Source organism: Streptomyces sp. YGL11-2 (assembly GCF_050054615.1).
Lineage (GTDB): Bacteria > Actinomycetota > Actinomycetes > Streptomycetales > Streptomycetaceae > Streptomyces.
This window is the reverse complement of the sequence record NZ_JBNHIN010000095.1, coordinates 1-14,621: the sequence shown is the minus strand read 5'-3', so window position 1 is coordinate 14,621 and position 14,621 is coordinate 1. Positions and strand designations below refer to the sequence as shown.

The 14,621-nt window shown below is 67.5% G+C and carries 9 protein-coding genes and 2 pseudogenes; 7 read left to right on the top strand and 4 right to left on the bottom strand.

Going from position 1 to position 14,621, the window contains the following annotated elements; all coding sequences use genetic code 11:
- Positions 1-456: 456 nt before the first annotated feature.
- From ACO1BR_RS42440 to ACO1BR_RS42420, 5 genes and pseudogenes are all read left to right on the top strand, one after another.
- On the top strand, positions 457-2,421 hold the full coding sequence (locus tag ACO1BR_RS42440; protein WP_426800475.1) for a S9 family peptidase: 1,965 nt from the start codon (positions 457-459) through the stop codon (positions 2,419-2,421).
- A gap of 800 nt (positions 2,422-3,221) precedes the next feature.
- Positions 3,222-3,625 (top strand): annotated as a pseudogene (locus ACO1BR_RS42435) (esterase); the annotation flags it as partial.
- A 48-nt stretch (positions 3,626-3,673) separates the two neighbouring features.
- Complete coding sequence (locus tag ACO1BR_RS42430) at positions 3,674-4,096, top strand: hypothetical protein (protein WP_426800474.1); 423 nt, start codon at positions 3,674-3,676, stop codon at positions 4,094-4,096.
- Entirely contained in the window at positions 4,093-5,568 is a 1,476-nt protein-coding gene (locus ACO1BR_RS42425; protein ID WP_426800473.1) for a PrsW family glutamic-type intramembrane protease, read from the top strand. The genes ACO1BR_RS42430 and ACO1BR_RS42425 overlap by 4 nt, the downstream gene beginning before the upstream one ends.
- Positions 5,565-5,903 carry a hypothetical protein gene (locus ACO1BR_RS42420; RefSeq protein WP_426800472.1) on the top strand — a complete coding sequence of 113 codons (339 nt, stop codon included), beginning with the start codon at positions 5,565-5,567 and terminating at the stop codon, positions 5,901-5,903. Before ACO1BR_RS42425 ends, ACO1BR_RS42420 begins: the two co-directional genes overlap by 4 nt.
- Positions 5,904-6,257: 354 nt before the next feature.
- Here ACO1BR_RS42420 and ACO1BR_RS42415 read toward each other — a convergent pair whose 3' ends face one another.
- On the bottom strand, positions 6,258-7,565 hold the full coding sequence (locus ACO1BR_RS42415; protein ID WP_426800471.1) for a hypothetical protein: 1,308 nt from the start codon (positions 7,563-7,565) through the stop codon (positions 6,258-6,260).
- A gap of 143 nt (positions 7,566-7,708) precedes the next feature.
- On the opposite strand from ACO1BR_RS42415, the gene ACO1BR_RS42410 reads away from it, so the two are divergent.
- Together ACO1BR_RS42410 and ACO1BR_RS42405 are read left to right on the top strand one after the other, a co-directional pair.
- The gene (locus tag ACO1BR_RS42410) at positions 7,709-10,108 is read left to right on the top strand and encodes a hypothetical protein (protein ID WP_426800470.1); all 2,400 of its coding nucleotides are present in this window, start codon (positions 7,709-7,711) and stop codon (positions 10,106-10,108) included.
- A gap of 264 nt (positions 10,109-10,372) precedes the next feature.
- Positions 10,373-10,561, top strand: a complete 189-nt coding sequence (locus ACO1BR_RS42405) for a hypothetical protein (protein ID WP_426800469.1) — start codon at positions 10,373-10,375, stop codon at positions 10,559-10,561.
- A 50-nt stretch (positions 10,562-10,611) separates the two neighbouring features.
- Here ACO1BR_RS42405 and ACO1BR_RS42400 read toward each other — a convergent pair whose 3' ends face one another.
- From ACO1BR_RS42400 to ACO1BR_RS42390, 3 genes and pseudogenes are all read right to left on the bottom strand, one after another.
- Positions 10,612-11,148 carry a VOC family protein gene (locus ACO1BR_RS42400; RefSeq protein ID WP_426800468.1) on the bottom strand — a complete coding sequence of 179 codons (537 nt, stop codon included), beginning with the start codon at positions 11,146-11,148 and terminating at the stop codon, positions 10,612-10,614.
- Positions 11,149-12,159: 1,011 nt separating this feature from the next.
- Positions 12,160-12,426: pseudogene (locus tag ACO1BR_RS42395) on the bottom strand (IS5/IS1182 family transposase); the annotation flags it as partial.
- Positions 12,372-14,534 (bottom strand): protein kinase domain-containing protein, encoded by a 2,163-nt coding sequence (locus ACO1BR_RS42390; protein WP_426800467.1) that lies wholly within the window; start codon positions 14,532-14,534, stop codon positions 12,372-12,374. The pseudogene ACO1BR_RS42395 and the gene ACO1BR_RS42390, both read right to left, overlap by 55 nt.
- Positions 14,535-14,621 lie beyond the last annotated feature (87 nt).

Genomic DNA, 14,621 nt, shown 5'->3' with positions numbered 1-14,621 from the left:
GCCAAGGGGCCGCTCTCACCAGCTCTCCCCAGAGGTCAACCCAACGCCGATCCAGACTTCTTCAGGGGCAAGTAGCTATTCAACTCGGCGAAGACGTCGGGGTGTTGAGTTCCCCCCGTTCCCCTCTCGGACGCGGCGATCTACACCAACTTGCCGCAAGTGAACAAACACCGACGTCGAGTTGGCGGACTACGCCGCTGAGGGAGGGAGAGCCACCTCCCTGAGCTAGGGCCTGTATCGAGTCGTGATCAATCTGCGGATTCGCCTTCGTGGCGACGCGTGGTCCGGTGGATCGTTTGGCATGGCACGGGTAAATGACTTATGGAGTATAGGAGTTCGTGGCAAGGCATTCGTGACAGGGTCGCGTGCGGCTCGATTCTCCGAACCCGACTGACACAGGCTCGTCAGTGCGACAGGATGTCCGTTTGCCGTACTGGCGAGTGAAAGGCAGTCCGCATGCCGCACCCTGCACCGGGACCGATTCCCGAGTCGACCGGCCTGCTCACCGCGGGACTGGTGGTGGGCATGGCCGCCCCCGTGGCGCCGGCCATCTCACCGGACGGTCGCCTGGTCGCCTACGGCGTGGTCGCGAACAGCGGAAGGGACGGACGTCCGCACAGCTCAATCTGGGTCGCCGCCGCCGATGGCAGCGCAGCCCCGCGCAGGCTGACCGACGGCACGGCCCGCGACGCCGCCCCGAAGTGGGCGCCGGACTCGGCTTTTCTGTTCTTCACTTCCGACCGCGAGGAGCGGGACACCGCTCAACTCCGGCGGATCCTGCTGGATGGCAGCGAGGACATCGCCGAGGCGGAGTCCCTGACCAGGTGGCGCGGGGGCATCCGCAACCACTACCCGCTCGCCGACGGCCGCAACGTCGCGCTGCTCGCCGAGGACGAGCCCACCGCGGAGGACGAACGCCGGGAGGCCGAGGGTGACGACGCGAAGGTCTGGGGCCGGCACCTCCCGGTCACCCGGCTGCGCCTGGTTGACTTGGCGACCGGCGTGGTCCGCACCGTGGACGGCCTCGGGGACCGCCATGTCGTGGAGGTGACCCAGCGTCCGGCCGGCGGCCCGCTGGCCGTGCTGAGCTGGGCCACCCCCGAGCTCGACCCGGGCGTCACGACGGCAGGACTCCATCTGGTCGCCCCGGAGACGGGAGCCGTCCAGGACCTGGGCCCAGTCGGAGTCGAGGCCCAGTCCCCGGCCTGGTGGAATCACGACGGCGAATGGCATCTGGCCCACCTGGCGGTAACCCCTGGGCACTTGGTAGGCGCGCTCGCCGTGATCGACACGGTCCCGCCGGCGACCGGCCCGACCGTCGAACAGCGCAATCTCACGGTCGGCATGTCCGCCTGCCCCACCGAGCTGGTGCAGGTCGCCGACGGGCCGCCGCTGGCGCTGTTCGCCGACGGGCTGGATACCGCGCTGTACCGGCTCGATCCGCAGTCGCTACGCTTTCACCGATTGTCCTGCGCGCCTGGCACGCTCGCCGGGCTCACTGCGAGTCACTCCGGAGAGACCCTCGCTGTGCTGATGAGCACCGCGCGCGAGCCCAAGAACGTCCACGCGGGACCCACGGGCGGGCCACTGCTCCGGCTCAGCGACACCAGTCCCGAACTGCGCAGGATCCGCTGGGGTGTCCAGGAACGGCTCAGCTACCAGGCGTCCGACGGACTCCAGCTGGACGGCCTGCTGATCCGGCCGGCCGGCCGGGCTCGGGACGAGGGTCCATTCCCGCTCGTCACCATGGTCCACGGCGGCCCTTACTTCCGCCATGCCGACGAGTTCACGCTCAATGCGGTCGACTGCGGCCAGTGGCTGGCGACCGCCGGATACGCGGTCTTCCTGCCCAATCCCCGGGGCGGGTCGGGCCACGGCCATGAATTCGCCGCCGTGGTGGCGGGCGCGGTGGGCGGCGACGAGTGGACCGACATCCTCGCCGGGATCGACCTGCTGGTCGCCCAGGGAGTCGCCGATCCCGAACGCCTGGGCATCTCCGGCTGGAGCCACGGCGGTTTCATGGCGGCCTGGGCCATCGGCCAAACCGAGCGGTTCAAGGCCGCCATGATGGGCGCCGGCATCAGCGACTGGGGCATGCAGGCCGGGACCGGCGAGTGGGGAATCATGGACGCGGCGCTCGGCGGCAGCACCGGCTGGAACGGGCCGGGACCGCACATCCACGACCGGAACAGCCCGATCTCCTACGTGTCCCGGATCCGCACCCCGGTCCTGATCCTGCACGGCGAGGAGGACACCAACGTCCCACTCGGCCAGGCGGTGCACTTCCATCGCGCACTGCGCCACTTCGGCGTCGAGCACGAGTTCGTCGTCTACCCCCGAGAGGGCCACGGGATTCAGGAGCGCGCCCATCAACTCGACGCCCTCCGGCGTATCCGCACCTGGTACGACCGCTGGCTGTAGCCCCGCGGTCAGGATGAACGCTGGCGGTCGGCACGTGCGGTCGGCGACGAGATGGACCTTGCTGGCCTGGCCGCCGCCTCTGGAATGTCCGAGGAGGGCGGCCTTCAGTCGGAGCTTCCGCCGACGGTGGATGCGTCGTCGCTCCTCGCGCCCGGGATACGGGCCGTACGCGCCGACCGGCAAGCAGCACTCGACGAACTCCCCCTCTGCATCCGACAGTTGCACTCGCGTCATGCGAAACGCTCTACCGGATCAAACCCCGTCTACGAGGGCGAATCCGCAGATTGATCACGAATCGATACGCGCCCCAGTAACGGGGGTCAGGCACAGCAGCACCCGCGCTGCGACGCCCCATTGACCGCGGGGACGGCGGCCCGTTTCGCCGTCTCACCCGCACTTCCACCTCGATCTGGAGCGACCCGCCTGCCTGGCACACAGCACCCCAAAGAAGCGGGAGCGTCGACGAGGGAACTCCTAAACAAGATCGAGACCCGACAGCAACTCGTCCAAGAAACGACCAAACGACTGCGTGCCATCCCGAAGCCCCTGCTCCCGGCCTTCCTGCCGTCTGTTCCGTTGTCGGCAGCATTGAGATTTCATCGGCATTTCAGCGCCTCCCGCAAGAGTTGGCTAGACAGCACCGCGACCCGCGTACGAACCGCTGGTGACATCCGGGAACCGTTGGGTTCACCCAGATCCGCTGGGGTCCGTCGGGATCTGCCGTGTGCGCAGGGCAGCACAGTCGCAGGGAAGCAATTCGCGGGGGACCCAAAGAATGCGGTGAACTCCATGAATTGGAGGCTAAGTTGAACGAGCACTCCGGCCCGTCCAGCCTGCGCCGAGACTTGGGCGCGGTGGCCCATTGGGGCAACGTCTCCACGGCAGTCAAGGACCTCGGCGGCGGCACGATCTACGCGAGCCCTGGGATGAGACAAGGTCAGCGTCGACAACCCGGTCGCGCACATCGAGAGCTACCGCGGCAAGCGGATCTTCCTGGTCGCCGGTACCAGCCCCGCCCCGACCGACCCATTCGGCTGGGGCAACGAGACCGAAGTGCTTGCCGGGCAGCGGGAGTTTCGCGGTCTCCTCGATAGCGCAGGTATCTCGTACGAGTGGTACGAGGAGCCCGGCGGCCACGAGATCCGGCCCGGGATGATGATCCGCGATTTCGACCGGCATCGTCGCCCGGATCCGTCAGGCGTAGGTGGAATCCCGGAGTTGTTCTGATGAGAACTTCCCTTATAGGGGGTGCATGGGTGTGGGCAGTGCGGATACATCTGGCGCGTCACGGCCGGGGTCGGCGGGCATCGACACCGGCCAGGAGGATCACGGTTCCGGCGAGGCCCAGGCTCGGCTCGTCCGGCTCGTCTTGGCGGGCGGGCTCTGCGGTGCGGTACTGCTGGTTGCATCGCTGGTGGTTGACCTCAGCGGCTCCAACGATCTAAAGCTTCCGCAGATGCCGAAACTGCCGAAGCTCCCCTCGATTCCGACGGCCCCCGGCTCACTACCCACGGACATGCCGACCGACTTCCCCACGGGGTTGCCGACCGGCCTGCCCACGGACCTGCCGACTGGCTTGCCCACAGGCTTCCCGACTGGTCTGCCCACGAACATGCCCACGAACTTCCCGAGTCTGCCGCCGCTGCCGACCGGTCTGACGGGAGGTGGCTCGTGAGGAGCCTCGCTTCACTTTCCCGCTCACTGCGGGACGACGCGGTGGCCCGGTCGCGGGCATTGCTGATTGCCCGGATCGTGATCGCCCTGTACTTCGTCGAGTTGATGGTGAACCTGACCCGGCCGCACCGCCAGCCCGGCGAGGGCGTGCTGTCGATCTTCTACAAGCTGCCGTCGGACCTGGCGAACCTGATGAAGAAGTCCGACTTCTCGGACTCGGTCAGTCGGCTGATGTCCGTGCCTATGGTCATCTTCTGGCTCGTCCTGGCGGGCATCGCGGCTGCCGTGGTGATCCAGGTCGTCGCCGCGATCACCAAGCCCGCCGACCGGCGGGCCGCGGCGTTGACCTGGCTGAGCCTGGGGTGCCTGCTGCTGCCGTTCGGGCTGCTCTCCGTCGTAGTTGTTTTCGAGTTCTTCCCCGCGGCGCTCGCCTGCGTGCCCAGTACGGCCTTCGTGCTGCTCCTGCTGCGCGGATCGGTACGGTTCGCCCGAGTCCCGCTGGGGGCGCTGCTGGCGGCGTTCGGCTGGGGAGCGCTGATCGTGTTCAGCCTCGGCCGGGTCTACTCCAATCTCGCCTCCGGCACGATGTTCGACTACCTTGGCCCGACCGCCAGCGGCGACCCCGCCCACCTCCTGACCGGCATGGGCCACATGCTGATGGCGATCACCGTGCACCTCAGTCTGGTGAATACGATCGCCCTGGCGGGCGGCGTCGCCCTGCTGCTGGCGCTGTTCCGCTACCGGATCACCGACGTACTCACCGGCCTGATCTTGGGCGCCTCCATGGGACTTGGATATGCCTTCGTGGACAGCCTGATGTACATCAAGATCTACGGGTCGCTCGGCGCACTGCTGGGATCGACCGGGGGTTTCGAGTACTGGATCCGACAGTCCATCGGCCTGCTCGGCGGACAGGTGACCTTCGGTGCCCTGCTGGGCGCAGGCTTCTGCCTCGCCGCCCGTGCGCGACAGCGAACGCTGCTCGCGGTGGCGGCGCTGGTGACGTCGTTCGGCGGCAGCACGGCGACCGAAGTCCTCTCCGGGTGGCTGTCCGGGAAGCTGCAGCACAGCAGCGGCGGCGCCCTGGACACTCTGGTGGTCTCCCCGCTGCTGTGGCTGCTGCCGCAACTCCCGTTCATCGCGCTGGCGGTCGTGCTCCTGGTGCGCGGACTGCGCGAGCGTGGGGTGGTGCTGCGCGCGGTGTTGGCCCAGGAGGCTGAGGCGGGTTCGGCCGTCACCGCCGGGGAGACATCCGTCCTGGGCTCGCCCGCGCTGCGGCTCTGGGCGCTGGTGGGTGCCTGGCGCCGGCACGGCCGGGGAACGGCGTTGGCGCTTTACCGCCTGCAGTCGGCGCAGTTGGACCTGGCGGGCTGTCACGCGCAGGAGGACCCGCCGGACACGGTGCATGCGGAACGGTCCGAACTGCGCGGGCACATCATGACGTTGAAGGGTGATCGGGCGGTGGCCTCATGATCGGGTTGAGGATAGTCGGACGTCTGGCGGTGGCCGCCGTCGTCCTGGTCTGCACGAGCGTGCTGTTGGCGCAGCCGGCTTCGGCCTGCCCTGTGGGCATCGGCTACAAGCCCTCGGTGAGCATCAATAGCCTCATGCAACACCGGACTTGCTCCACGGGCACGTCGCTGGCCGGGGCGGGCACCGTAGCCGTCCTCGCGCTCGGAGCCCTGGCCGCGGCGGGCTGGGCGGCTTACCGCAGGGGCGAGAGGCCCGGCCCGCATCCAGACCTGAGCAACTACCTGGACGCGACCGGCGTCGTCCGCGCGGAAGCGGGGTGCGACGATGCGTCGTAGTGCCGCCCCGCGCCCGGCCGTGGTGCTGACCGCGCTGGTCGGGGCTGGGATCGGCGCGGCCACCGGTGCCCGCAGGCGCGGCCTGCTCATCGGGGCGGGTTCTGGCGGCCGTCGGCGGGGCGACGACCGCAGAGACCCTGTCGGGCTGGCTGGCGAGCGAGCTGGGCGACGGTGTGCAGGTCGGCAGCGCGCTCGACACGGCAGCGGCGAGCGCCGGATGGGAGCCGAGACGCCGGGCCGGAGTGGACCGTCCTCCGCCCTGGCCGCTTACCCGGATGCCACGGGAGTCGTGTCTCCGGCCCGGGAGAGGGGCATGCGTCGTAGCGCGCACCCGGTCTCACGGAGCTGTCGGGCTCATGGCTCTTCTCCCAGCGCGTCCCGGGCTGATTGCCGTACCTCCGACGGCAATGAGTCGTCGGCCGCGATACGGGCGAGGGCCTTGCGGCTGCGGGGAGCGGTGTCATGCCAGCGCAGCATTCCCACGGCCTGCTCGGCGGCCACGCCGTTTCGTGCGTACTGCTCGGCGAGTTCCATCGCCCACGGGGTGATACGAGCCTGGTCGTCGACGTACATGCCGAGCCAGGTGAAGACCTCGCCCGCGATCCAGCCGCCGATCCACGCCACCCACCGCCGTACGAACCGCTCCGCCTCCTCGCCTTCCGGATCCTGCGGAGCGCCGGGGATACCGAGCAGCGCACACTCCTGCATTGCCTCGGTCATCCGCTCGCGCGTGACCCGCCTGGCGAACGGCATCAGATGAGACATGACCAAACGAACGTCGAGCCAGGCCGGCCGCTCCTCGCCCTCGTCCCCGTCCCAGGCGGGAGCGGGTACGGCTTCGAGGACGGGCCCGACAGGCACGCATGCTTCCAGAATCGCCCGTGCACGAGCGATGTTCTCCTCGCTCTCCGGCAGCTCCGACGGCCACTGAAAGCCGAAACCCCATCCATAGGGCAGCTCCTGGACCGGGGGAGGCAGCAAGGGCCTCTCGCCCTGCGCCGATTCCTGCCCTCGGACGTCGTAGCCAGGGCGACGCAAGTCGATGAGCCAGTCCCGCGCCCACGCGCGATCAGCTTCGTTCACCTCGTCGTCCCGCACCACGCGCAGGAGCGCTTTCTCGCCGTGGGGAGCGCCCAGGGCTTTCAGCAGGGTCACCGCGTCCTGAGCCGAGAGGCCGACGCGGATGCAGCGCTCGGCCGCTGCCGCAATGTCTTTCTGGCCATGCGGCTTCTGCTTCAGCCACCGCAGCACGTCATGGGACCAGTCCGAGAGCACGCAGGCGGTCCATGTCCTGGCGATCTGGTCCGACTGCTCTTCGAGCCACCAGTCCGGCACAGGCGGGACCGCCGTCTCCGCCCACCCGCGCAGTGCGTCGGTGAAGTTCTCTCGGGTAAGCAGGCCAGTTGTCGGCATGACCTGCTCGAGCCGGTGGGCGGCTTCCACGAGGAACCGGTTGAACTGCTCCCAGGATTCGTCGCTCCAGGCGCACTGTGCCGTCGGCGGCAGGTCCGACAGCGCGGTGGTCAACGCGCCGAGGGCAGCCTCCTCGTTGGCTTCCGTATGCGGCAGTTCTTCCAGTTTCGGCTTCCGCTCCCAGGTCATGTCGTTCCACGGCGGAGGCAACTCGCGCATGCCCGCGGGCAACAGGTGATGTGCGGTCAATTCCCGGCCACTCCGTTCGTCTCGCTTGGGACAACTGATCGAACTCAACCCCTTCCTCCGTCGAATTGTGGGGGGTCGAGGATGTTCTTTTCCACTCAGTTACCCGACCCTACGATTGCCTCTGATCCATGAAGGGGGAGCTCATGGCACCGATACATGCTCGGTTACGCCGCCGCGCGGTGTCCGTCGGACTGGCCCTGCTGGTGGGTGTGGCGGGGCTGTCCTGGCCCGCCGACGGCGGGGGCAGCGATCTTTCCTCGCACAGCGCCAGCACGGTCAGCATTGCCGCGGCTGACTACGACGCACCGAAGTCCGACGGCGGCCCCGAACTGGACCAAGCGGCGGCCGAGGCGAAGAAGACGATCGAGGACGCGAATGACAGGCAGAAGACCCCCAAGAGCGAGAGGTTCAACATAGAGGGGGCGGAGAAGAGAATCGACACCTTGGTGGCCAGGGCCAAGGATAACCCTGACTTGAGCAACGACGAATTCAGCAAGGCTGATCTTGCCAAGGCCCTCAAAGACTTGTCGGACATGCTCAAAACCATGGCGATCGACAGTCAGAGCCGTGGTGCACTGGGCAGCAAGGTCCTCAAGGCCACCAACCGGCATGGGCTGGCAGAGGCCATGGCGGAGGTCAGGGCGACGAAGCAGGTCGCGGACAGCGAAGCCGCAGAGGGCACCAAGGTCTACGCCGGAATCGGCGCGAAGTCGGGGCGCCAAATAGTCGATCTTGGTGATGGAACCATCGCCGACCTCACTGCCATCAACGACGCCGACATCGTCTTCAAGGGCAAGGACAGCGACATCCATGCCGTCGAGGTCAAGAACACGGGACAGGCGACCACCAAGGCTGACGTAGCCGCCCAGGCCGAAAATTTGGCCAACTGGCAGAAGGCAAGTCCCGGCCGCAAAGCGCGCTACCAAATCGAGACACAGCAGGGCTGGGACAAGGTATTCAACAAATTCAAGAAAGACAAGACAGGCCATCCGGCGGGCAGTCCCGCTGAAGCCTTTGCCGAGGGGAACCTCGATCTTCGCGTCGCTGGGCAGCGTATCTCACCGCAGCAGCTCAAGGAGATGAACGACGCTTGGAACAAGAAGACGGGCGCAGAGAAGAAGGCCGCGCTGGACTCGGGCAAGATGAAGGACCCGGCGACCGCCATGAAGTACCTGAAAAACGGGGCACAAGAAGACAATGCAGTCGAAGCGGCGGTCGAAGCGGCCAATAGAATCTTGGGAATGACGAATCCGTGCCCAGAAGGGAATGGTTCCCAAGACCTCAACATCGCGGCATTGTCTAAAACCGCACCCTGTGGCGGTGACGAGAGCGGGCTGAGCACTGCACTGTCCTCACCCACCTACGGCGGGGTCGACTTCTCCACTCTGCAACTGCGCTACCTGTCGGACACCGGCTCTGGCATGCAATACGCCTTCTCGGCGAAAGCCGCCCAGAAGGGACTGGAGCAGGATCCCGGCTCGGGCCTCAGCACGCTGGTTAAGAGCATGGCTGACCTGCGCACCTGGCTGGTGCTGAGCCCCAACAAGTTCTGGGTCAACCTCAATCCCAACGAGCCGGACCGCATCATCGACAAGGACCTGGGCCAGACTGACGCCGGCCGCGCGCTGCTGGAGGCCGACTGGCACATGAAGCAGACGCAGGGCAAGCTCCTCGACCCCAACACCTCCTTCGGCGCCGCGTACTGGCGCAGACTCGGTGGCTCTGGGGGGCAGAGCTGCTACTCCTCGCGGATGTGGATCGTCCCGGGGGACGTGGAGGTACGCCAGGACGGGTCCTCGCTCTACGTTCTGAAAGCCAACCTCAACGTGAAGGCCAAGGCCGAAAGCGTCGCCGGACTCGGGCAGACCACCTGCAACAGCGATCCGCAGCAGACGGCGCGCAACGCGCAGGTCGAGCAGGAGATGGTGGTGCCGAAGATCGAGAAGGAGGTCAACTCGGCACCCGAGTACGCCCCGCTGCGCCAGGCGTTCCTGGCCCGGGTGGTGGCCCAGTGGCTCCTGGACCGGCATGCCGCCGGCCACGCCACATCCTTCGACAGTCTGATCGGCTCCGGGAACCTCGGCCCCGCGGCGCAGCACGGCAGTTGGCGGCCACAGCAGGTGTACGAAGCGTACGTGCGCTCCATCCGCAATGGGACCTTCACCTACCGGCGGACCGAGCACGTCGGCAACACCACGCTCACCTATGTGATTCGGACCGGCGGCGTCGACTTCAGCAAGCTCACCTCGACCCAGCTAAGCGGCGCGGACATGAACCGGAAGGTGCCGGGCCTGCCACAGACGATCGCCAGGTCCACGAACCGCCCCGCCACAGCCGCCGACGGCTCGATCTGGCTGGGCGACACGGCCAAGGCACCAAGCGTGAGCAGTTGGGATCACGTCCGCAGCTTCCTCCTCAGCCGCACCGGCCTCTTCGTCCTCCTCGGGGTTGCGTTGCTGGCCCTGTTGTTCTTCGTCCGCGACGGGTCGGCGCTGAGACGCCGACGGGTACTGGAAGGCGGCGGCCCGCGAGGCGACGGGTGAAGGCCGCGAGCGTCCTGGTGGGTCTCAACGGGGTGAAGTACATGCCAGCCGGAACGACGTACCGGTTGGTCCGTCCTTGACAGCCGCGAGGGCGACCCGCCGGGTAGGTCGGACGGTATTCCGGTACTCGTGGAGGACGCCATAAGGGTGGTCGTACCGGCCGGGCTGGCCTGGACGCCGAGTGGTCCGCGACTCTCATCGATCGGTGCGTGCGGCCCGGTGCCGGACAAGTGCCGGCTTCAGACAGCCATCATGCTCAGCCCGGTGAGCACCATCGCGCACAAGGACACCGGATGGGGCCAGTGCAAGGGCAACAACAAGCTCGTCTACAACTGCGCTGACAAGATGCACAAGCGCACGTTCTACACCGAGTCCGTGATGCAGATCGAGTGGCGCGGACAGTACGCCTCCAAGATCCTTCACAGCCCGTCAGTCGAGCTCTTCTGCGGCTGACCAACGTCGGCGCCGCGCCTGCTGCCGGCAGGCCCGGCGCCACCCGGCGTCTAGGGAGAATCGATGCGCACGACTCCGATGGACTCCGGTTCCGGCCCCAGCCCTTCGAGATCATCGTCAGCGTCTTCGAAGCGTCGCACGGCCTCGGCGACCTCGTGGTCGCTGGATTCGACGCAGAATTCGTTACCCTCCGGGTCAGCCAGCACCACCACCGCCAGACCGCAACTCCGGTTCGTCCACCGCTTCTCGATAACTTTCGCGCCCAGGGCAGTGAGCCGGGCAACCTCGACTTCCAGCGCTCCGTCAACGGGGTTCAGCCACAGTCGCGTCCTGCTCCGCGGCCGCACTGGAGCGCGTTCCTCCACCAGGTAGAGCCGCATCTCCTGCTCGCCGCGCGGAGCGATGTTCACCCCGTCCATCCCAGGCCCGATGGGGGCATCCAGGACGGCGCTCCAGAATTCAGCCAGCTTGAGCGGATCTGTGCATTCCAGCTCGACCACACGCATCGTCAGGCCCATCTGCCGAATGTACGCCCAGGTTGCCAAACCGGCAGTCGCGCCGGCGAATGCAACCACCACTGCAACCATGGAGCAGTACCTCGTGCTTGATCACGAGGAAATCTCAGTTCTGCGGCCTCCCGTTGTGCAGCATTGCTGACCCACAACTGGCAGTCGGGGACCATTCGAGAGATGCCGACAAGCGACGCCCCGTGCGACGTCAAGAACTCGACGGCCTTCCGCAGCGCCACGGGGGTCCCGATCTCGGCCCGCTTCAACAACTACTCCCCGCCGCGGAGGCCCCTTCCAGNTGCGACGTCAAGAACTCGACGGCCTTCCGCAGCGCCACGGGGGTCCCGATCTCGGCCCGCTTCAACAACTACTCCCCGCCGCGGAGGCCCCTTCCAGCCTGGCGCCTGACCAAGCTCACCTCTCCCCCGTTCCGGCCAAACTCACCCGACCCCACGCCGCAGCGCCCAAAAACGGATCCCAAGGGATTCACCAAGCCCATCCGAGGACCTGCGCATCATCCAGGCGCTCATCACCGAAGCTGAGGCGCAGGGACATATCGCCCCGCTCGGACCGCCACAAGGCGCTCCCCCCTCCCCCACCGACCAAAACAAAAGATCACTGCTTAGAGGCCACGCGGATAGGGCGGGTGGGGCCAAGCGGCAGACGGGACAGGCACAGGTTCGGTGATCACAGAGTTGCGACGCTCTGTGACTGCCCGATCCCGTGGATACGGCGGTTCCCGCGGTCGCGAGCGGACTCCACGCTCGCGTCACTTAGCGAGGGATGCCAGGCCGTGCTACTCCGGGGCGCTCGGGTGGGAGTGGCGGTGACAGGCGGCGGGACGAGAAGGCCGACAGGCGGCTGCGCGAGCACATCGGCCCCGAACAACGCGCCCGACGCCTCGCGCAAGTCAACCTCGCCGCCGGAGAACTTGGCCCCGTGGAAGGAGCCGCCGCCGAAGGCAAGGCGCGTCCTGGGGGCTGTTCGATCAACGACCAATCCTGGACGTGCCGATGGCTATGGTAGTGGCCGTGCAAATGGGCGACCGGCTGTCGGCCGACACCTGAACGTCCGTACGCCGGGCATCGGTCATAGTCGGCATCGAGGACGTGTATCCCAGCCGTGGGTGGTCCAGGCTCGGCGGATCAGGCTGCGGACGGTGATGATCGCGTCGGTGAGGTCGAAGAAGGCTTCGATGACGGTGACCCGCCGTTCGAAGCAGCGTGCGAGCCGGTGGAAGGAGTTCTGCCAGGCGTGGGTGCGCTCTGGAATCCCCGCACATGTCAGAGGGCCGCCCGGCATCATCCCGCAGGGCTGTTCCCCGGTGTGCTGGTGCCGCCCGTCGATGTCGTGCTCGTGCTCGGGTCGGGCGCCGTCCCCGTGGCCGCGTCGAGGGCCACGACACGGCCATTGACGGAGGCGTACACGAATCCGTAGGCGGCCGCCATGTCGCTGCCCAGCTTCTCCAGAATCCCGGTGGACCAGCGTTGGGAGCCGTCACCGGTGTCGACGGCGTAGACGGTACCGTCCTTGTCCTCGGTACTGGCGACGAAGAGCAGGTCACCCGCCAGCGCGAGCTGCGTGGGCGACAGCTGACTGGAGTTCACCTTGCGGCCCCACTTCCTCTTCCCCGTCGACGAGTCGAGCGCGTGGACTATTCCGTTTTCCCCAACGTCACCGCCGGTGACGTAGAGCATGTCGCCCGCGGCGCGGAGGCTCTCCCCGTTGAACTTGAGCCACCACTTCCTGGTGCCCTCGGCGGCGTGGAGCGCGTGGAGGTTCGTGACATTGTCGAGGACGTACACGAGTCCGCCGGACACGACGGGTGGCTGGCTGAGGCGTGCTCCGTAGTCGAGAGGGAAGGCCCACTTCCTGGCGCCGCTGGCCGCGTCCAGCGCGTACAGGGCTTTGCCGCCGCTGACGTACACGGTGCCGTCGGCCACCGCCAGACCGCTGGAGTACTTGTCCCCCAGCGGATGGCTCCACAGCTTCCGCCCGTTGTCCGCATGCACGGCGTACACATGGCCGTCCACCGCCGTGAAGTAGACGATTCCGTCGGTCACGACCGGTCTGTGGTCGGAGTCGGCGAAGGAGCAGAACCACTTCTTCCTGCCGTCCGCGTCCAGTGCGCACAGGCCATACGTGGTGCCGATCTGGCCGGACGCGTACACCGCCCCGTCGGCGGCCACGAGGGGGTTCCTGTACCTGTACTCCCGGGAGAAGTCGGAGGGGCCTTTCCAGCGCTTGCGTCCGGTGCGCGCGTCCAGGGCGACGATGGTCTCCTCGGTGGAGACGTACAGGGCGCCGTCGGCCACGGCGAACGGAGGCGGATTACCGTCATGGCGCGGGCCCTCGACGGCGTATTCCCACGGGTTCACCTTGGGCTTCGGTGGGGTGTGGTCGCCGGTCTTCAGGGCGATCCCGATGCCGCCGGCCACCACAGCGGCCCCGCCCAGGCCGAGCCACAGGACGCTGCGCCGCCCGAGAGTCCTGGGCGCCCCGGATGCCGGGGTCCCGCCGGACCCCGGGGAGACGGGCGGTGCGAACGGGGTGCCCGTCTGGGTTGGCAGCTGGTGTGCCGCGTGCGGCCCCGGCGACGGCGCGGAATCGACCTGAGTGGGAATCGGAACGGGAACGGCCGCTCCTGTCCGTTCCACCTGCTCCAGCGCGGCCTGCGCTTGCGCGGCCGTGGCACGTTGCGCCGGATCCTTCGTCAGCAGGACCGCAAGAACCGGCCACAGGCCCCCTGCACGCAGGGCAGGGCGCGGGTCCTCGGTGATCACGGCGAGTACCAGTGCGGTGAAGGTCTCGGCACTGAAGGGGGGTTGACCCTCGACGGCGCTGTAGAGCGTGGCGCCCAACGCCCACAGGTCGGTGGCGGCTGAGGGAGTCTTGCCCGCCAACTGCTCGGGCGCCATGTAGGCCGGTGTGCCGATGATCGTGCCTGTGTGGGTGAGCGCCGTGGTCGAGTCCGCCATGTGTGCGATGCCGAAATCGGTGATGATGACCCGGTCGTCCATCAGCAGGACGTTGTCCGGTTTGAGGTCGCGATGGACGATGCCGGATGCGTGGGCGCGGTTCAATGCCTGCAGCATCTTCGTGCCGATCTCGGCGACTGTGCGGACCGGCAGCCCTCCGCTCTGCGCGATCGACGAGGCCAGGGAGATGCCGGTCACGTATTCCATGACGATCACGGGCGCGCCCTGGTGTTCGACCACGTCGTGCACCGTGATGATCCCGGGATGGTTGAGCCGTGCTGCGGCGCGCGCCTCCCGTGTCACACGCTGGAGTAGGACGTCTCGCTGCTCGGCGGTGATGCCCTGCGGGAATATCACTTCCTTGATGGCGACGTCCCGCCCGAGCGTCTCGTCCCGACCCCGCCAGACGCGGCCCATGCCGCCCTGACCTATCAGCTCGATCCGTCGGTACCGGCCGCCGATCAATTCCCCGTTCGCTTCTGTCACGTCGAACACCTTAGTGGGCGGTTCGCGAGTTGATGTCCGTTTCGGAGTGAGGCTTGGGGCAGGGGTGCTGGCTGCGGTGCCGGCTAC

Bases quoted from the DNA above. Each gene is read 5' to 3' on its own strand.
- ACO1BR_RS42440 (WP_426800475.1), top strand. From the start codon at position 457: ATGCCGCACCCTGCACCGGGACCGATTCCCGAGTCGACCGGCCTGCTC.
- ACO1BR_RS42430 (WP_426800474.1), top strand. From the start codon at position 3,674: ATGGGTGTGGGCAGTGCGGATACATCTGGCGCGTCACGGCCGGGGTCG.
- ACO1BR_RS42420 (WP_426800472.1), top strand. From the start codon at position 5,565: ATGATCGGGTTGAGGATAGTCGGACGTCTGGCGGTGGCCGCCGTCGTC.
- ACO1BR_RS42410 (WP_426800470.1), top strand. From the start codon at position 7,709: ATGGCACCGATACATGCTCGGTTACGCCGCCGCGCGGTGTCCGTCGGA.
- ACO1BR_RS42400 (WP_426800468.1), bottom strand. From the start codon at position 11,148: ATGGTTGCAGTGGTGGTTGCATTCGCCGGCGCGACTGCCGGTTTGGCA.